The 18665-nt window shown below is 61.3% G+C and carries 19 protein-coding genes; 8 read left to right on the top strand and 11 right to left on the bottom strand.

Going from position 1 to position 18665, the window contains the following annotated elements; translation table 11 throughout:
- Window positions 1-15: 15 nt before the first annotated feature.
- From EEB13_RS25240 to EEB13_RS25225, 4 genes are all read left to right on the top strand, one after another.
- On the top strand, window positions 16-528 hold the full coding sequence (locus tag EEB13_RS25240; protein WP_315985037.1) for a DUF6764 family protein: 513 nt from the start codon (window positions 16-18) through the stop codon (window positions 526-528).
- Between the two features lie 107 nt (window positions 529-635).
- Window positions 636-1847 carry a serine hydrolase domain-containing protein gene (locus EEB13_RS25235; protein WP_141486509.1) on the top strand — a complete coding sequence of 404 codons (1212 nt, stop codon included), beginning with the start codon at window positions 636-638 and terminating at the stop codon, window positions 1845-1847.
- 14 nt (window positions 1848-1861) lie between these two features.
- The gene (locus EEB13_RS25230) at window positions 1862-2728 is read left to right on the top strand and encodes a hypothetical protein (protein ID WP_141486708.1); all 867 of its coding nucleotides are present in this window, start codon (window positions 1862-1864) and stop codon (window positions 2726-2728) included.
- A gap of 81 nt (window positions 2729-2809) precedes the next feature.
- Window positions 2810-4492: an FAD-dependent oxidoreductase gene (locus tag EEB13_RS25225; protein WP_141486508.1), complete on the top strand. Its 1683-nt coding sequence runs from the start codon at window positions 2810-2812 to the stop codon at window positions 4490-4492.
- Window positions 4493-4502: 10 nt separating this feature from the next.
- On the opposite strand, the gene EEB13_RS25220 is transcribed toward EEB13_RS25225, so the two are convergent.
- Complete coding sequence (locus tag EEB13_RS25220) at window positions 4503-6290, bottom strand: ABC transporter ATP-binding protein/permease (RefSeq protein ID WP_141486507.1); 1788 nt, start codon at window positions 6288-6290, stop codon at window positions 4503-4505.
- A 283-nt stretch (window positions 6291-6573) separates the two neighbouring features.
- Here EEB13_RS25220 and EEB13_RS25215 point away from each other — a divergent pair, with 283 nt between their 5' ends.
- Together EEB13_RS25215 and EEB13_RS25210 are read left to right on the top strand one after the other, a co-directional pair.
- Complete coding sequence (locus tag EEB13_RS25215; RefSeq protein WP_141486506.1) at window positions 6574-7491, top strand: Ig-like domain-containing protein; 918 nt, start codon at window positions 6574-6576, stop codon at window positions 7489-7491.
- Between the two features lie 21 nt (window positions 7492-7512).
- On the top strand, window positions 7513-7839 hold the full coding sequence (locus EEB13_RS25210) for a YnfA family protein (protein WP_033232329.1): 327 nt from the start codon (window positions 7513-7515) through the stop codon (window positions 7837-7839).
- Window positions 7840-7904: 65 nt separating this feature from the next.
- Here EEB13_RS25210 and EEB13_RS25205 read toward each other — a convergent pair whose 3' ends face one another.
- From EEB13_RS25205 to EEB13_RS25190, 4 genes are all read right to left on the bottom strand, one after another.
- Window positions 7905-8576, bottom strand: coding sequence for a GNAT family N-acetyltransferase (locus tag EEB13_RS25205; RefSeq protein WP_141486505.1), 672 nt, complete (start codon window positions 8574-8576; stop codon window positions 7905-7907).
- A 107-nt stretch (window positions 8577-8683) separates the two neighbouring features.
- Window positions 8684-9097 carry a hypothetical protein gene (locus tag EEB13_RS25200; RefSeq protein ID WP_033232327.1) on the bottom strand — a complete coding sequence of 138 codons (414 nt, stop codon included), beginning with the start codon at window positions 9095-9097 and terminating at the stop codon, window positions 8684-8686.
- A 58-nt stretch (window positions 9098-9155) separates the two neighbouring features.
- Window positions 9156-9647, bottom strand: a complete 492-nt coding sequence (locus EEB13_RS25195; RefSeq protein WP_033232325.1) for a nitroreductase family deazaflavin-dependent oxidoreductase — start codon at window positions 9645-9647, stop codon at window positions 9156-9158.
- A gap of 1 nt (window position 9648) precedes the next feature.
- The gene (locus EEB13_RS25190; RefSeq protein ID WP_045068661.1) at window positions 9649-10812 is read right to left on the bottom strand and encodes a steroid 3-ketoacyl-CoA thiolase; all 1164 of its coding nucleotides are present in this window, start codon (window positions 10810-10812) and stop codon (window positions 9649-9651) included.
- Between the two features lie 175 nt (window positions 10813-10987).
- On the opposite strand from EEB13_RS25190, the gene EEB13_RS25185 reads away from it, so the two are divergent.
- On the top strand, window positions 10988-12238 hold the full coding sequence (locus EEB13_RS25185; RefSeq protein WP_116102293.1) for a cytochrome P450: 1251 nt from the start codon (window positions 10988-10990) through the stop codon (window positions 12236-12238).
- Between the two features lie 212 nt (window positions 12239-12450).
- Here EEB13_RS25185 and EEB13_RS25180 read toward each other — a convergent pair whose 3' ends face one another.
- The 6 genes from EEB13_RS25180 to EEB13_RS25155 all read right to left on the bottom strand — a co-directional run bounded on the left by EEB13_RS25180 (window position 12451) and on the right by EEB13_RS25155 (window position 17541).
- A complete protein-coding gene (locus EEB13_RS25180; RefSeq protein WP_172935812.1) occupies window positions 12451-12831 on the bottom strand; it encodes a VOC family protein in 381 nt (126 codons plus the stop codon).
- 153 nt (window positions 12832-12984) lie between these two features.
- On the bottom strand, window positions 12985-13395 hold the full coding sequence (locus EEB13_RS25175) for a nuclear transport factor 2 family protein (RefSeq protein ID WP_033232322.1): 411 nt from the start codon (window positions 13393-13395) through the stop codon (window positions 12985-12987).
- Between the two features lie 8 nt (window positions 13396-13403).
- Entirely contained in the window at window positions 13404-14267 is an 864-nt protein-coding gene (locus EEB13_RS25170) for a TIGR03619 family F420-dependent LLM class oxidoreductase (RefSeq protein WP_033232321.1), read from the bottom strand.
- Window positions 14268-14300: 33 nt separating this feature from the next.
- A complete protein-coding gene (locus tag EEB13_RS25165; RefSeq protein WP_033232320.1) occupies window positions 14301-15482 on the bottom strand; it encodes a thiolase domain-containing protein in 1182 nt (393 codons plus the stop codon).
- On the bottom strand, window positions 15482-16552 hold the full coding sequence (locus EEB13_RS25160; protein ID WP_033232319.1) for a thiolase domain-containing protein: 1071 nt from the start codon (window positions 16550-16552) through the stop codon (window positions 15482-15484). Before EEB13_RS25160 ends, EEB13_RS25165 begins: the two co-directional genes overlap by 1 nt.
- A gap of 11 nt (window positions 16553-16563) precedes the next feature.
- Window positions 16564-17541 (bottom strand): Zn-ribbon domain-containing OB-fold protein, encoded by a 978-nt coding sequence (locus EEB13_RS25155; RefSeq protein ID WP_187328623.1) that lies wholly within the window; start codon window positions 17539-17541, stop codon window positions 16564-16566.
- Window positions 17542-17614: 73 nt separating this feature from the next.
- Between EEB13_RS25155 and EEB13_RS25150 the strand changes: the two genes are divergently transcribed.
- A complete protein-coding gene (locus EEB13_RS25150) occupies window positions 17615-18652 on the top strand; it encodes an LLM class F420-dependent oxidoreductase (RefSeq protein ID WP_045068664.1) in 1038 nt (345 codons plus the stop codon).
- Window positions 18653-18665 lie beyond the last annotated feature (13 nt).

The raw sequence follows: 18665 nt of genomic DNA, 5'->3' as shown, positions 1-18665 counted from the left end.
CATTGTGAGGTTGAAATGGATCACCGGGGCGCACGGGTTACAGGATTGATAGTGGGCGGCGGGATAATCGCAGTTCTGAGCATTGTCGGCGCTACTTCGCAGGCGTCGGCCGCAACATTGGACTGCTCTGCGAGAGGGCTCGATCAGACTCTGGTGGACGGGTCGTCGGCGTGCCGGGCGGTTGCCGATGCGGGCAGTTCCGCCATCTCGCATGTCGAAGGTGACGGAGTAGGGGCCGCAGACTCGCGCGACGGCGGCACGTCTGCTGGGCTTGCGATGTTCGGTGGCGTCGCGGCCGCGGAAACTCGCGGTGGAATGCTTGCTGCCGTTGCTTTCGGGCGGGATTCGTTAGCTCTCGGGCGCACCGCATCGCCGTTTGCGGTCGTCCTGGCAGGCCCAGGCGGTCGCGCTGCTGTCGGTGATGCCGACGTTGGCGCAATCTGCGCCGGGGGTCCTGCGCTGGTTTTCAATATCGCGACTGCTCAGGGATGTTTCAGCGATGGAATTTCGACCTGGACGCTGCCGTGACGGTGCCCCGCACTACAGTTCACTTCGTGACACCGGTCACAAAGATGTAAAGCTGTGGTGGGTCGATCAGGGCAGCTGCCGTGATCAAACGGGGATCGGAGGACGCGATGACTGCAAACGCACGGCGCGGTTCACTCGTACACACAGAGGTGCCGGCGCGGACCGAACTGTACGTCGATCGTCGATTCCTGCCACTGGCAGACCGGTTCTTTGCGATGTACCGGCAACCGCAGCAAGGCGGCGGCGCTTTGGTTGCGTACCAGGACGGCGAGAAAGTTCTCGACATCTGGGCCGGATATGCCGACCGTGACCGCCGCTGGGACCACGACACCATCTCACTCTCGTTCTCTACGGGCAAGGGTGTGGCCAGTACCGTCGTACATCGTTTGGCTGAGCGTGGATTGATCGATTACGACGCGCCGGTCGCGCAGTACTGGCCCGAGTTCGGTGCCGCTGGCAAAGACAAGATCACCGTTTCTGACTTGATGACGCATCGCGCCGGCCTGCACAAGGTGCGTGGATTGATGCGCAATCCGCTCGATCTCATGGACTACGACGCAGTTGTTGCCGCACTGGCTGCGAGCAAGCCGGATCCGCGCCGGCTGAAGGGCCCCGGATATCACGCGGTGACATACGGATGGTTGGTCGCCGAATTGGTTGCACGGGTGACGGGACTGCCCTTCACGGACGTCGTCGAGGCGGAGATCGCGAAGCCGCTCGGTGTCGACGAATTCTGGTTCCGCGTACCCATCTCTGAGCGGACGCGTATCGCGAAGCTGTTTCCGCACATCAATCCAGCGGGTCTCAACTGGGCGTTTGCGTCTACGGTTCTCTCTCATGTCGGCCCTACTCGCGGTCTGGCCGAGGCTGCGATGCCCGACGGATTCGACGTGATGGTTCGTAATCCGGCGGTGCATGACACAGTGATGCCCGGTTGGAACGGAGTCTTCAGCGCGCGGGCGCTGGCGAGGATGTATGCGGCAATCGCCAACGGCGGCATGCTCGACGGAAAGCGGTTCCTGAAAGAGTCGACCATCGATCAGATGGCGACCATTCAAACGCGAGAACGTGACTACGTACTCGCGGTTCGGCCCAATTGGGCGCTGGGTTACCACCCGCCGATCATCGCGGCACGGCGTCAACCGCGAAATGCCATCGGACACTACGGCGTCGGTGGTTCGGGCGCGTATGCCGACCTCGACAGCGGCTTGTCGTTGGGTTTCACGACCAACCGATTGGGTAGTGCCGTAACAGCACTTGGCGACCTTCGTCTCGCCAGGCTGGGAGCCGAAGCACAGGAGCTCGCGCGTCGGGGATAACGAGTGAGGTGAAAATGGTCGTAGATCTTGCGGCAACAACACGATTTCTGGCCGGCAACGGCCGGATACTCGACCGTCACCGGTTGAATTTAGTTCTGGGGCAAGGTGATCGAGATGCTGCATTGGCGGCGGTCGACGGCTACCGAAATCCCGACGGCGGATACGGCTGGGGTCTCGAGCCGGACCTGCGTTCGCCAGGTAGCCAACCCGGTGGAGCACTGCATGCGTTCGAGGTTTTTGCCGATGTCGCCGCGGTGACCCCGCGGGCCCTGGAATTGTGTGACTGGCTGCAGACGGTATCGACCGTCGACGGTGGTCTGCCCTTTGCTCTTCCGATTTCCGAACCGGCTGGGTGCGCATCGTTCTGGGTCGACGCGGATCCATCGGAATCGTCGTTGCAGATCACGGCCATCGTGTGCGCCACGGCGTTGCGGGTAGCCGAATTCGATTCCGCAGTGGCCAAACATCCCTGGCTCGATTCGGCGGTTCGGTTCTGCCTGGGTGCGATCGAGCGTGCCGAGACGTTGAGTGCTCTCGAATTGGCATTTGCGTTGCAGTTCCTCGATGCGGCGAACGAGGTCCGGTTGGTGGCAAAACTCGGTGCGCTCATTCCTCCGGACGGATTGGTGCACGTGGACGGGGGAGCTGTCGACGAGTACATGCGTCCGCTCGATTTCTCGCCGTCTCCTTCAGGCCCGACCCGCACGCTGTTCAGTGCGGAAGTGATCGAGGAGGAACTGTCCGCATTGGCGGCGAGGCAGTGCAAGGACGGCGGATGGATGGTGGATTTCGACAGTTACTCACCCGCCGCCGCACTTGAATGGCGTGGTCATGCCACGGTTTCGGCAGTTGCCCTGTTGAAACGCAATGGCGAGATCTGACATCCGTTCTCGCGTCAAATCGGACAAGTTATAGTCTGGAAAGTAGATGTGATTGTTTGATTCATGGATAGGGGAGAGCTAATGGCGTATGTGATCACGCAGCCGTGCTGTAACGACGCCTCATGTGTGGACGTGTGCCCGGTCAACTGCATTCATCCGACGCCTGACGAAGCCCAGTTCGCCACCACCGAAATGCTCTACATCGACCCGGACACCTGCATCGACTGCGGTGCGTGTGTGGATGAGTGCCCGGTCGATGCCATCTACTCCGACAACGAACTTGCTGAAGCCGACGCGCCGTACCTCGAGATGAACGCGTCGTACTTCGAGAAGCATCCGATGGGGCCGGACTGGCCGGAGCCGATCACCATGGCCAAGATCGCTCCCGAGTTGGGGACGCTGCGGGTCGCCATCGTCGGTTCAGGGCCGGCGGCGTGTTACGCGGCGATGGAACTGGCCGGCAAGCCGCGGGTCGAGGTCGACATTTTCGATCGCCTACCGACGCCGTACGGGTTGGTCCGAGCAGGCGTGGCTCCCGATCATCCGGGTACCAAGGGCGTCACCGACCAGTTCCGCGCTGTCGTGTCGAAGAAGACGGTGCACTGCCACTTCAATGTCGAGGTGGGCAATCATATTTCGCATACCGAACTGCTCGAGCATCATCATGCGGTGATCTACGCGGTAGGTGCGGCAGGTGATCGCAAGCTCGATATCCCGGGCGAAGATCTTCCGGGAAGCCATGCTGCAACCGAATTCGTGGCCTGGTACAACGGTCATCCGAGTTACGCCGATCGCAGTTTCGATCTGTCCGGGGAGCGGGCCGTCATCGTCGGCAACGGCAACGTTGCACTCGACGTCGCCCGCATCCTCGTCACCGACCCGGAGGTTCTGGCCAAGACAGACCTTGCGGATCATGCCCTCGAAGCGTTGCGCAACAGCAATATTCGTGAAGTGGTGATTCTCGGTCGTCGAGGTCCGGCGCAGGCCGCGTACACCAACCCCGAATTGCTGGCGCTGGGCCAGATGGCGGATGTGGACGTCATTGTGGATCCGGTGGAGGCAGAACTCGACGATTCGAGTCGGGCTTTTGTCGAGAGCGACGCCGCAGAGCCGTCGGTGTTACTCAAGGTGAAGCAGGCCCAGGAATTTGCCTCGCGCACAGCCGATCCCACACGTAAGCGCATAGTTCTGCGATTCCTCACCTCCCCGGTCGAGATCCTCGGCGACGGCAGTGTCGAGCAGGTTCGCATCGTGAAGAACCAACTGGTCGCAACACCCACCGGTCAACTGTCCGCACGGCCCACCGAGGAAACCGAGGCCCTCGACACCGGACTGGTATTGCGTTCGGTCGGTTATCGAGGAACGCCCGTCGCGGACCTACCGTTCGACGATGCTCGAGGCGTGATCCCCAACGAGAACGGCCGCGTGATCGATCCGGAATCGGGGATGCCCATGCCCGGCGTCTACGCTGCGGGGTGGATCAAGCGTGGCCCGACCGGTGTGATCGGCACGAACAAGTACTGCTCGGCTGAAACCGTGTCCATGATTTTTGACGACTTCGCAGCTGGGCGCCTTGCAACGCCAAGTGCGGAAGCGGAGAAGTTGACGGTACTTCTGGCCGACAGGTCACCGGATCAGGTGGACTACCAAGGTTGGCAGCGGATCGACAAGGCCGAGCGCGCATCCGGGGCGGCTGTCGGTCGTCCGCGAACCAAGCTCATTTCGATCGAATCGATGCTTGCGGCCGCTCGCGAGGAAAGCTAGCGGAGATCGTTCAACCTACGTGCTCGGTGAGAGACCACTGTCCCGAACCCTGCAGTTCGAGTTGGCGATTGTGAAAGACGTTGAGCGTGCTGCGGTGTCCCACGCTGACCATAATGCTGTCGGGCAGTTCGCTGCGCAGCATGCGGTAGAGCGTGTACTCGAGGCCTTCGTCGATCGCGGATGTCGCTTCGTCGAGGAACACGGTGCGGGGCTTGGCCAGAACTACCCGGGCGAACGCCAGTCGCTGTTGTTCGCCCGGAGAGAGGATTCGGGTCCAATCGGCTACTTCGTCGAGACGGTCGGTCAAATGCGGAAGATGCACCTGGTCAAGTACCGCTCGGAGCCTGCTGTCCTTGGCGATCGAACGATCCGGATACGCCAGTCCCGTACGCAACGACCCCAGCGGCAGGTACGGGCGCTGGGAAAGGAAAAGCGACCTACCCACCGGCCGGGTAACCGAACCGTCCGCGTAAGGCCACAGTTGTGCGATGCTTCGCAGCAAGGTGGTCTTACCGCTTCCCGACGCACCTTTGACGAGCAGGGCGTCGCCGTGATCGAGTGTCAGATCCAGCTCGGCGATCAAAGTCTCTCCGGAAGGCTTGCATACGTGGAGTTTTCGGATGACAAGCTGATCTCCGGCGTCTGAAACGTCGAGCGTCGGTAGTGCCCGGGCTCGCTTGTCGGCGTCGGCGAGGCCGGTCAAGCGTATGAGGGTGGCGCGAAAGCTCGCGAAATCGGCGTACGACTCACGGAAGAACGACAAAGATTCGTGGACTTGGCCGAACGCCTGCGCGGTTTGCATGACGTCGCCGAAAGTGACCTGTCCCTTGAACAACCGAGAGCCCTGCACCAAGAACGGGAAGATGACTGCGGTCTGGTTCACGGCGAGATTGAAGCCACTGAACTTCAGCGTCCGGAACACGATGGCCCACATGTTGCGGATCACCGCAGCGAAGCGTGTTGCGAGCGTGCGACGTTCGACGTCCTCGCCGCGATAGAACGCGATACTTTCGCCATACTCCCGCAATCGCACCAAGGCATAGCGAAAGGTCGCGCCGAGCTTCTCGTTCAGGAAGTTCAACATGATCAGCGGTCGGCCGATCCAGAATGCCAGCGCGGTGGTCACCAATACGTAGATGTAGACCAGGAAGATCATCGCGCGCGGAATCTCGGTACCGAAAATGGTCAGGGGTCCGGAGAGATTCCACAGGATCGCGGTAAAGCTCACTATCGACACCATCGCGGTGACCGCACCCATCGACAACGTGCGGGAATAGGTCACGAACGAGGTGATATCGGTCTGGATGCGCTGATCCGGATTGTCGATCGGGTTATGCAGGAACTCGCCGCGGTAGTACGCAAGACCGTCGAGCCAATCGTCGGTCAGGGTGTTGTTGAGCCAGATGCGCCACTTGATGTCGAGGGCCTGGCCGACGAAGTACGTGAGGAGCGAACTCACGACGTGGATGACCGCCAGGACGGCGAACACTCTGAGATAGTGCCAGAACCCGGCTTCGTCGAGGTTCTGAATCGTGTCGTAGAAATCCTTGTACCAGTAGGAGAACAACACCGTCACGCGCACAGCCCACACCGTGAGCAGCAGCAGTACTGCAAGAATCAGTATTGGAACGGGGCTGCGCCTGGGGTTGAAGTACGGCCAGGCCATCCGTCGAAACTGGCTGCCCCAGGCAGTGAAGCGGGCCAGCAGAATTGCCGTGATCGCGAGGGCGGCGGCGGTGATCGTATAAGCCTTCGCCAGCCACAGCGCACTGTCCGGAACTGCGGTGCTCCAGTTCACGTGCACCTCCGTCGCAGAACGGAAAAGGCGATCCCGTCGGGTACGGAAGCTGAAAAGCGGATTCACCGAAGTGGACGCCGCCAAACCTGGAACACCGTGCTCCCTGAGCGTTGACAGCTACGGTTCAGCGAACCTTCGTATTGCTGGATTTCTCGTTTTATGTGTTAATTACAAGGGAATTGTGCGGTTTGCTCCGAATGGCGCGTTGGCGTCGATGCCAGGCGGGTATCGACGCCAGCCTCGCATGACCAGCAAATGCACGTTGTCGAAGGAAAGTAGTGAGATGGTCAGCAAGCGAGTGCGTCGGACATCCCGGATAGCTGTAGCGGTTGTCGGAGTAGTGGCTGCAGGCCTCACATTTGCCGGACCGGCAGCGGCTTTCCCGCTCTTTCCCGGTGGTCCGGAGATTCCAGTACCCGTCGTCGCCGGTGTTGCCGGCCTTGATCCGGCGCTCCCGGGTTTCATGGGCACGGCGGATCAGATTCCCGCCCCGGTTCCCAACTTCTCGGCACCGTCGGTCAACCCGTCCAACGGTGAGCGTGTCGGAATCGCTCAGCCGATCATCATTCGTTTCAACGAATCGATCGACGACCGCGCCACCGCGGAACGTGCAATTCGCGTCACCACCAATCCGCCGGTCGAGGGAAACTTCTACTGGATCAACAACAGCCAGGTGCGGTGGAAGCCGACGCAGTTCTGGCCCGCGAACATCGCGGTGACCGTCGACGCCGGGGATTCGCATTCCACGTTCAACATCGGCGATGCGCTCGTCACGGTTGCGGACGACAACACGAAGCAGATCACCATCACTCGCAACGGTGAAGTGGTGCGCACCATGCCGACGTCGTTCGGCAAGCCGGGCCACGAAACCCCCAACGGCACGTACATCGTCGGTGAGCAACTGCGTGACATGTACATGGATTCGTCCACCTACGGCGTTCCGATCGATTCACCCGAGGGCTACCGGACCTACGTCGAATACGCGTCACGAATTTCCTACAGTGGAATCTTCGTCCACGCGGCACCGTGGTCCGTTGCGCAACAGGGATTCACCAACGTGAGCCATGGCTGCCTCAACGTCAGTACCGAGAACGCCAAGTGGTTCTTCGAGAACGCAGGCAAGGGCGACCCCGTGATCGTGCAGAACACTGCCGGTGGAATCCTCAGCGGCGCCGACGGACTGGGTGACTGGAACCGCTAGAAGCGCCTTACAGTTCTGGGCATGACCGTTGCTCGTTCGCTTCTGCTGTTCGTTCTTGCCGCCGTACTCGAAATCGGTGGAGCCTGGCTGGTGTGGCAGGGAATTCGCGAGAACAAAGGCTGGATCTGGGTCGGCCTCGGCGTGATCTCACTCGGCCTGTACGGGCTGGTCGCGACGATGCAGCCCGACGCGAACTTCGGTCGAATCCTGGCCGCGTACGGCGGCATATTTGTCGCTGGATCCTTGCTGTGGGCAGTGGTGATGGACGGCTTCCGCCCTGACCGTTTCGATATCGCCGGCGCGCTGATCTGCCTGGTCGGGGTTGGCGTGATCATGTATGCGCGGTAGGGCCTTCGGCCCTGTGCGCCTTTTTGGTAGCGACCACTACCAAAAAGGCGCACAGGGGCTTACCGCTAAGCCTTCGCCCGAACCACCAGAACAGTGCCGGGGAACTCGGCTGCAAGTTCGCGGCGAGCGTGCTTGATGCACGCGGTGCCGTAGCCCTTCTTCCGTGCCTGCGGAGCGATCCAGATCGCGACGTTCACTTCCTGATCGGTGAGCTCACCGAAAACCAGGCCGACACTCTTCGGGGTATCAGGCGAAAGATCCTCGGCGACAAACCAAGCCGCGCTTTCGTCGTCGATCCGCCCCAAGCCTGCAGCGCGCTCCGATTCGACGCGATCCGAAGCCCACGGAGCGCCGCCGTCGTCGAACTGCTCCGTGGAGCGTTCTGCGAACAGTGCGGCATCGTCGGTGCTGTCGGTGAACGGGCGCAGGTTGAAGTTCGCGCCGCTGCTTGCGGGGCGATCCACGGCGGTCCATTCCAAGGTGGCGTCGAGGTTCTCGAGTTCGCCCTGGATACGGTCGCGTGCCGCCTTGGTCAGTGCGCTGAACTTGAGGCCCAACACGGCTTCCGCGTTGGACTCCGACGTCCCGAGCAGTTCTGCAACCGTCGCGACTGCTGCCTGATGATCGGCGCTGTCGACAACGGCGTCCAGGACCTCGTGTCGGCGTTCCAAGGCGCGAACAAGTGCGGCGGTGAGCTCGCGACGGTCCAGGATCTGATCTTGAATGTGCGTCGTCATAAATGCGACTCCTTGCTGTTCGAGGCTACGTTGTTCGAGGCTACAAACGATTGCCGTGCGGACCGTACTGGTCAATAGTGCTCCACCTTGCACGTTATGGCACGTGTTCAGCCTGTGGTGCGGCGGACGAGCCGTTCGTAGCGCTGACGTGCAGCCTGGGTGCTGCCGAGCCCGAGTCCGAACGCGATGTCCTGCCACGTCATTCCGCGTTTGCGTGCGAGCGCGAGGAAGAGCGCTTCGTCCTGGTCCATTTCGGCGCGAGCCTTGGGGATGAGACTCAAGGCGGCCATGATGTCGGCGTCGTCGACGTCCGGTTCACCGGGTTCGCGTGTGCTGCTGCCCGCGGCGAGGCCGCCGACGACGCGGATCGCGCCGTACGGTTCGAGCATGTGGGGGAGGGATTGCCTGGCGCGTTGGCCCTCTGTTGATCCGTGGCGTTCGTTGATGCGAAAGAGCCCGGCGTACTCGCGATGTGCGCGCTCACGGCCGGGCTCGATCGGTCGAAATGGGTCATCGGTCATGCTTTTCAGGTTTGCACGATCCGTTGGCAATGTAAACACTTCGTTGTAAACAAGTTGTTCACTTGTTTGCGAGCGGCTCACAGACGACGACCGGGATAACCCGATCCGTCCAGGCTTGGTAATTGTCGAAGTCTGCGTACATCGCGACCAGTTTGGGCCAGAGTCGGGCGCGTTCCTCGTCTGTGGCGACACGAGCTTTCATCGACTGCACGCGCGACTTGATCTGGACGGTCACCACAGGATCGGCCTTGACGTTGAGGTACCACATCGGGTTCTTCGGCAGACCGCCTTGTGACGCCACCAGAATCACGTTGTCGTCGTCCTCGAGAAAAAGCAGCGGACTGATCCGTTCCTCGCCCGACTTTCGGCCAGTGGTTGTGAGCAGGCAGATCGGCAGCCCGCGTGGAAACGCGCTGCCGACCCGCCACTTGCTGCCCAGCATTCCGTCGGTCGCCCGATACATCGCGACGTTGGCTTTCGACATCCACTTGATGATCGTGACTGTCACCGGAGCGTCGAGTCCCTTGGGTTTAGCTGGGGGAGTACTCATGTCAGATGCGCTCGATGATCGTGCCGGTTGCCAGTGCGCCGCCCGCGCACATCGTGATCAACGCAGTCGAACCGTCGCGCCGCTCGAGTTCGTGCAGAGCCGTCGTGATCAGCCGCGAACCGGTGCTGCCGACCGGATGGCCGAGTGCAAGCGCGCCGCCGTTGACGTTGACGTTGTCGAAATCCGGTCCGTGAACCTGCGCCCAGGACAGTGCAACCGAAGCGAAGGCCTCGTTGACCTCGAACAGATCGAGATCGCCGATCTTCATGCCGCTCTTCTCGAGTACGCGGGTCGTGGCCTGAACCGGACCGTCGAGGTGGAACTCGGGTTCGGATCCGACGAGGGCCTGCGCGACGATGCGGGCGCGTGGCTTCAAGCCGAGAGCGCGGGCCTTGTCCTCGTCCATGAGCAGGACGGCAGCTGCACCGTCGGAGATCTGCGAAGACGTTCCGGCAGTGTGGATTGCGCCCTCCATGACCGGCTTCAACCGAGCCAGGGACTCGGCCGTCGTGTCACGCAGACCCTGATCGCGATTGACCAGCTTGGTCTCGCCGGTCAGGTTGCCTTCCTTGTCGACCTGGGGTGCGGACAGTTCGAGCACCTCGCGGTCGAAGCGGCCTTCTTCCCAGGCCTGCTTGGCGAGGGCCTGGGAGCGGACGCCGAGAGCTTCGAGGTCCTCACGGGTCAGTCCGCGGCGACGTGCGATGCGCTCGGCGGCTCCGAACTGGTCGGGCATGTCGATGTCCCAGGTGGCGGGACGGCGTGGTCCGGCGAGAGTTCCGACATTGGCCCCAAGCGGGACCTGGCTCATCGCTTCGATGCCGCAGGCGATTCCGGCGTCGATCGCGCCGGTGGAGATCAAGCCGGCGATCAGATGATTGGCCTGCTGAGCGGATCCACACTGGCAGTCGACGGTTGTGGCACCGGTCTGCCATGGCAGTCCGGCGTGCAGCCATGCGGTGCGGGTGATGTTGTTGGACTGTGCGCCGGCTTGGGTGACGCAGCCGCCGATCACCTGCTCGATCAACATCGGGTCGATTCCCGAGCGATCGAGAAGACCCTTCTGAGCAGCTCCGAGAATTTCGGCAGCGTGCAGGCCGGCGAGCCAGCCTCCACGCTTACCGATCGGTGTGCGGACGGCCTCGACGATTACTGGTGTGCCCACGGTGGGTTCCTTTCCTTGTATTGAAAAAGTAGAACAAGTTCTTAGCAAGAAGCAAGAGGTGTCTACTGTTTCCTTTCCTAGTAAGCAGGCTTGTGTTTCAATGTAAGTAGAACGTGTTCCACATTACGGATGGTCATCACCTCGGTGATGAAAAGGCTCATGGCAGGAGACATCAGTGGCACAGCCCGCAATCCCCAAGGGGATCGACTTCACGGACCCCGACATCTACGCAGAGCGGATGCCTTTCGAGGAATTTGCTCAGCTGCGTAAGACCGCTCCCGTGTGGTGGAATCCGCAGCCGCCGGAGATCGGCGGGTTCCAGGACGAGGGCTACTGGGTGGTCACTCGGCATGAAGAGGTCAAGGACGTCTCGCAGCGCAGTGACATCTTCTCGACCCACGAGAACACCGCGATCCCGCGTTTTGCCGACGACATCCCGCGTGAGAACGTCGAAATGCAGCGATTCATCCTGATCAACAAGGATGCTCCCGAGCACACCAAACTCCGCAAGCTGATTTCGCGCGGGTTCACGCCGCGAGCGATCAACAGCCTGCGCGACGAACTGACCGAGCGTGCCGAGCAGATCGTGAAGACCGCTGCCGAGAGTGGTGCCGGAGACTTCGTCACTCAGGTGGCGTCGGAACTTCCGTTGCAGGCGATTGCCGAGCTTCTCGGTGTGCCGCAGGAAGACCGTATGAAGCTCTTCGACTGGTCCAACCAGATGACGTCGTACGACGACCCGGAGTTCGACATCGATCCGCAGGCCGCGTCGATGGAGATTCTCGGGTACGCGTACCAGATGGCGGATCAGCGCAAGAAGTGTCCCGCCGATGACATCGTCACCAAGCTCATCGAAGCTGACATCGACGGAAATGAGCTCTCCCCTGAGGAATTCGGCTTCTTCGTGATCCTTCTTGCGGTCGCGGGAAACGAGACCACTCGCAATGCGATCACACATGGCATGGTGGCGTTCCTGGACAATCCCGACCAGTGGGAGCTGTACAAGAAGGAGCGTCCCAAGACGGCTGCCGACGAGATCGTTCGTTGGGCCACGCCGGTCACGTCCTTCCAGCGCACCGCTCTCGAGGACACCGAGCTCGGTGGACAGCAGATCAAGAAGGGTGATCGCGTCGTGATGATGTACGCGTCGGCCAACTTCGATGAAGACGTCTTCGAGAACCCGACGAAGTTCGACATCATGCGCGACCCCAATCCGCACCTCGGATTCGGCGGCACCGGTGCGCACTACTGCGTCGGCGCGAATCTGGCTCGCCTCGAAATCGACTTGATCTTCAACGCGATCGCCGATCATCTTCCCGACATCAGCCGGCTCGGAGATCCTCGTCGTCTGCGCTCGGGCTGGCTCAACGGCATCAAAGAGTTTCAGGTTGATTACAAGACCGGCGGCTGTCCGGTCAAACACTGAACCAGCCCTATACTGAGAGGGTAACCGGCAGGTAAGTATGTGTATGTAGGTATGTGTACGGAATCGAAGGTTGGCGCTGCGCTTTCGACTGCACAGAACTACAGTTGACGTTCTGAGGAGCCACTAGCTGGCTACTTGGAACTACGGTGGCGTCTGTGGGATCCCTCATCTCCCGCAGGCGCCACCGTTTGTAGTTCCGGGGGCGGGTTGTTTCAGCCCCCGTACGGTTTTGTGATGGCTTCCAGGAAGTGCCCCGACGGGTCGAGGAAGTAGACACCGCGCCCACCGTCATTGGTGTTGAAGCCGGTGCTCGATTTCCGCGGATCGGCCCAATGATCGAGTCTCAGATCGAGTATCCGCTGGTAGATTCCGTCGAAGTCGTTCTCGGATACCAGGAATGCGTAGTGCTGCGGTGAAATCTCAGCGCCTTCGTCGACCTGCGCGTAGTCCAGCATTACTCCGTGCTCGAGTTCGACGGAGAGGAAGTATCCGGCCGGCACAGGATCCGGAAGACCGAACATGTGAGTGAAGAACCACGCAGACTCTTGTCGGTCTTTTGCGGCGATGATGGTGTGATTGAACGAAATGGTCATTGAAGAACCCTTGGGGTACGACGCCTCCATGCCTGGCGCAGTCCGCCATCGACACGCGACGATAAGAACCAGGAAACCATTTTCGTGAATCCGACGCAACAGTGAGGGCTCCGGTCAATATGACCGGAGCCCTCACTTGATCGTTTTGTTCGGTCAGGCTTTGCGAGCTGTTTTCATGGCGCGCTCCACTTCCCAGAATGCGCGAAGTGACTGGATTTTGCCCTCGTCGTTGACGCGGTAGACAAACACGCCTTCCGCATCGACGACCATGCCACCAACCGTGCTCCGAATCTTCCCGATGTTGACGTTCTCGTTACCGCACACCAGGGAATCGTCGATGAGGAATTCGAGCGACTCCGTCGTGGCGATCGTCATGTCGTAGAACTTGGAAATGGCTTCGCGGCCGTGATGGCCTTTGCCCTCGGGATCGAAGCCCGACGGGCCGACGGGATCTTCGACCCAGCCGTCCTCGGCAAAGAGATCCAGCCAGGCTTCCTTGTTCTTCCCACTTGCCGCTGCCCGCGATGCATTGCCCGCTACACGGGCGGGATGTTCGGTGGTCATCGTTTCCCTCACTGAATGTATTTCTCGGCGAACCTGCGCATGGAATCCTGTTTTGCCTCGAGTGGTGCGTCGAAGCCGATGCCGTCGAAAACCCAAGGAACCGTGATGATGTCGGTGACACCGGCGTCCTCGAGTTCGGCGTAGCCGTCTTTTCCGAACCGGTCGACGCATACGGTCTGGATCTCGTACGGTTCGTTCTCCTTGCCGTACTCGGCGCGCAGTTCGCGCAGTCTGGCGATGACGCCGACCAGATCGTCGAACTTGATCATCGCCGACGTCCAGCCGTCACCCACCCGCGCCGCGCGCTTGAGAGCAACCTCGGTGTGGCCACCGACGTAGAACGGAACCGGTTTGGTGGGAGTCGGACTCATCTGTAGGCGATCGAAATCGAAGAACTCGCCGTGGTACTCGACCATACCGCCGCCGAGGATCAGCTTGATGACGTCGATCATCTCGTCTACCCGGGCACCGCGACGCTCGTAGGGAGCCCCACACCACTCGAATTCTTCCGGAGCCCAGCCGATTCCGACGCCGAAGCCGAAACGGTTGTTCGTCAAAGCGGCGACGGACCCCACTTGGCGGGCGAGGAGCACCGGATTACGGCTACCCAGCTTCAGTACCTGCGTGTAGAACTCGATTTTTTCGGTGACAGCGCCCATCGCGGCGGCGGCGATCAGCGGATCGACCCAGGGGGTTTCGGCAGTCCACATCCGAGACCCGTCCGGCGTGTACGGGTAGTCCGCCGTCTGGGTTTCCATGAAGAACAGTGAATCCGGCAATGCAATGGACGTAAAGCCGCACTCTTCAGCGGTTTTGGCGATACCGGGCAGCTGATCCAAGGGGTTCATCGCAACCCCGACGGTGTACTTCATTCTCGACTTCTCCCTGATCGACGGTTGGCGTGTTTACGTGGTGGGGCGTTCGGAGCCGACGACCCACATCGCGAAGTACTGTGAGCCACCGCCGTACGCGTGACCGAGGGCCTTGCGTGCATCGGCTACCTGGTGGTCGCCTGCCCTGCGCATTACCTGCATCGCGGATTCGGCAAACCGAATCATGCCGGACGCGCCGATCGGGTTGGACGAGAGAACCCCGCCCGACGGATTGACGGGGAGCTTGCCGCCGATAGCTGTTTCGCCGGCTTCGGTGAGCTTCCAGCCCTGTCCTTCCTCGGCAAATCCGAGGTTCTCGAGCCACATCGGTTCGAACCAGGAGAACGGCACATAGATTTCGGCGCAGTCGATCTCGCTGAGCGGATCCGTGATTCCGGCGGCCTTCCAGAGCGCTGCCGCAGCATCGCGTCCGGCCTGGGGGTTGACCTGGTCGCGACCCGCGTAGGTTGTCGGCTCGGTGCGCATCGCCGTTGCATGAATCCACGCGACGGTACGGCCTCGAGCCTCGACCTCGGCGGCGGCCTCTTCGTTGCCGATCACCAGCGCGCACGCGCCGTCAGAGGACGGGCACGTCTCGTCGTAGCGAATGGGATCCCACAGCATTTGTGACGCCTGAACGGATTCGACGGTGATATCGGGCTGCTTGAGGTGCGCGTACGGGTTGATGCTGCCGTTGAGACGGTCTTTTGCGGCAACAATGGCACCGATGTGCGAGGGTGCCCCCGAGCGACGGATATACGAACGGACGTGCGGCGCAAAGTAACCGCCGGCCCCGGCGCCGACCGGCATGTTGAAGGGAATCGGCGTGGACAGTGCCCACATCGCATTCGACTCCGACTGCTTCTCCCACGAAACCGTCAGAACCCGTTTGTGAACTCCGGATTTGACGAGGCTCGATGCCACGATCGCTGTCGAACCACCGACAGACCCGGCAGTGTGGACACGAAGCAACGGTTTCCCGTTGGCGCCGAGAGCATCCGACATGGCGAGTTCCGGCATCATCGATCCCTCGAACAAGTCGGGGGCCTTGCCGATCACCACGGCGTCGATGTCGTCCCAGCCGACATGTGCGTCGAGCATCGCGGCGTCGATCGCTTCGCGGACCAAGCCGGCCATCGACACGTCGTGACGCTTTGCGACGTAATGAGTCTGGCCGGTGCCGAGCACGGCCGCGAGTTGTGGCGTTCCGGCCATCAGTTCCGTCCCTCCAATACTGCTACCAGGTTCTGTTGCAGCACTGGGCCGCTGGTTGCATGGGCCAGTGCGCGATTCGCCTGGCCTCCCCAAATTGCCTGCGCTGCGTAACCGATACGTTCGAGACCACCCGCAAACATCGGGTTGCCGCTCAGTGGGCCACCAGACGGGTTGATCGTCGTTGCATCCGTGAGACCGATTGCCTCTTTGAGGATCAGTTCCTGATGGCTGAACGGTGCGTGGAGTTCGGCGATGTCGATGTTGCTGACATCGCCGCCCGTAGCAGCCTTCGCGGCGGATGCCGTCGACGGTGATGTCGTGAGATCACGTGCTCCGAGGTTCGGAGAGTCGATGCGGTGTTCGATGCCGGAAATCCAGGCCGGGCGCTCGCACAGGTCACGAGCGCGGGTGCCGGATGCCAGAACGATAGCGGCTGCTCCGTCGGTAATGGGCGCACAATCGTGGGCGCGCAACGGATCTGCGAGGAAGGGACTGGCAAGCAAAGCCTCGATATCGACCTCGCCGGCGAGCTGCGCGTTGGGATTGCTCATCGCGTGACGACGGCTACGAGCGGTTACCTCGGCCATATCCTCGTGCGTCCACTTGCCTGCGTCGATACCGAGTCGTGCCTGCAGTCCGGCAATGGATACCGAGTCGGGCCACAGTGGCGCAACAAGATAAGGATCGAGTTGCATGGTGAGGATTTTGCGCAGGTGTCCTGCGGACGACTTGCCGAAGCCGTACACGAGTGCGGTATCGACCTCACCCGTCAAGATCTTGATCCAGGCCTCGTAGAACGCCCAGGCCGCGTCCATCTCGACGTGGGACTCGTTGATGGGCGGAACGGCACCGATGGAGTCGATAGCCGAGATGAAGGAAAACGATCGTCCGGCAAGATAATCGGAAGATCCCGAGCACCAGAAACCGATATCGGATTTGGTGATTCCCAGGTCTTTGTACAGTTGCTGGAAACAGGGGACCAGCATTTCGACGCCGTTGGTGGTGCCGTGGGTCTCGCGTACGTGCGGGGCTTGTGCAAAGCCCACCACTGCGATGTCTGCAGAAGTCATGTCAGAAGCCCTCACAGGTGGTGTTGGAAGGTGGAGTACTCGGCGTCGGGTTCACCGGTCGGCCTGAAGTATTCGATGTTTTCGAGCGTGTAACCCCACTCCTCGCGTGGCTTCCACTTGGCCTCGACGCGCATCCCCATGCGCACGTCGGCCGCGTCGCATTCCAAGATCAGATGCAGGAACGGAATGTCCGCGCCATCGAGCAGCACGTAAGCCGCGACGTACGGGGGCTTGATCCGCTGGCCGAGAAACGGAACGTTGACGATGCAGAACGTCGTGACAGTGCCCTTGTCCGGTAGTTCGATCTGTTCCTTCGTCGGAAATCCGTTGGTGGGGTTGGCACCGCGCGGGGGGATGTAGACCTTGTCGCCCGGGCCGCTACGTCCGCCGATGAGTTTGCCCTCGGCGAGCCCGCGGAGGTAGAAGCTCTCCTCAGCCGACGCGGAGTGCATGAAGTTCAAGTCGATAGGCGTCGTGATCATTGTGACTGGATCCGCGCTCGAATCGACTGAGGCGATACCATTTTCGCTTTCGCCAGGCTCGAAGCACTCGATGTCCGTGATCTGACCGACTCGCTCCGACGCCCACCGAGCGCGCACTCGCATACCGGTGCTGATTGCGCTGGGGGAGTCGACGTCGACCGCGTGAAGCATTGCGGTGTCTGCGCCGTCGAGCTTGATGAGGGCCCACGCGAACGGCTTCGTGAGCGGCTGCCCGTCGATCGGTTCCGGCATCCACGACCAACTCACGACGGTTCCGCCGTCGGACACTCCGACGAAGTCTGTGAGTGGTTCGGCGGTATCCGGATCGAATTCGGGTGGCGGCACAAAAACTCGACCGTTCGACCCGCGCGCCCCGATCACCTTGCGATCACGCAAGGCAGTTACGAATGCGCCGATGGTCGGCCCCGTCGATCTGGTGTAGTCGAAATGGAGATTCAGTGGTGCGCTCAGTGGCTTTTCGGCCACCCCGCTCTTTCCGATGGTCACAAGATCGAGTAGAACAGGTTCTAGAGATTGTGGCAAGGGTCACTTCTGATCACCGGAGACGTGGAGGCGCAAGATGAAGCTTGGGTTGCAACTCGGATACTGGGGCGCACAGCCCCCCACGAACGCTCCGGAACTGATCGAAGCAGCCGAGAACGCGGGCTTCGATTCGGTCTTCGCCGCGGAGTCCTGGGGGTCCGACGCTTTCACGCCACTCGCCTGGTGGGGATCGCGAACAGAGAACCTTCGGTTGGGCACGTCCGTCGTCCAGATCTCTGCACGCACGCCCACCAGTTGCGCAATGCACGCGCTCACACTCGATCATCTCAGTGGTGGTCGGACCATCCTGGGGCTCGGCGTATCCGGGCCGCAGGTTGTCGAAGGGTGGTACGGGCAACCGTTCGAAAAGCCGCTCGCGCGCACCCGTGAATACGTGGACATCATCCGCCAGGTCCTCGCTCGCGAAAAACCCGTCGCCAGCTCCGGACCGCACTACCCGCTGCCGTACAACGGGCCCGGAAGTTCGGGTCTTGGCAAGCCGCTCAAGGCGATTACGCATCCATTGCGCGCCGACATCCCCATTTGGCTCGGCGCCGAAGGACCCAAGAATGTTGCCCTCGCCGGCGAAATCGCCGACGGTTGGCTAGCCATCTACTACACCCCGAGGCTCGCACCGATGTACAACAAGTGGCTTGACGAAGGATTCGCGCGCGCCGGAGCGCGTCGTAGCCGTGAAGACTTCGAGGTAGCTGCCACCTGCCAGGTCATCGTCACGGACGATCGCGCAGCAGCCATCGCCAAGCTCAAACCCATGACAGCCCTCTACGTGGGCGGAATGGGCGCACCGGAGTTGAACTTTCACGCCCAGGTCTACAAGCGCATGGGTTACGAGAAGGAGGTCGACGAGATCGGCCGGCTCTTCATGTCCGGTCGCAAGGAAGAAGCTGCGGCGGTCGTCCCCGACGAAATGGTCACCGAGACCATGATCATCGGCAACCTCGACGAAGTTCGGGCCGGCGTGAAGCGCTGGGAAGAGGCCGGCGTCACGATGCTCCTCGTGACCTGTCGCGACGCCGATCATGTGCGGGAATTGGCGGCAGCGGTGCGGGGCTGACATTTTTTGAGCG

It is taken from the genome of Rhodococcus sp. WS3, assembly GCF_003797085.1.
Classification (GTDB): domain Bacteria; phylum Actinomycetota; class Actinomycetes; order Mycobacteriales; family Mycobacteriaceae; genus Rhodococcus_F; species Rhodococcus_F globerula.
Note: the sequence above shows the minus strand (reverse complement) of the source record. Positions and strands in the feature narration are given on the sequence as shown.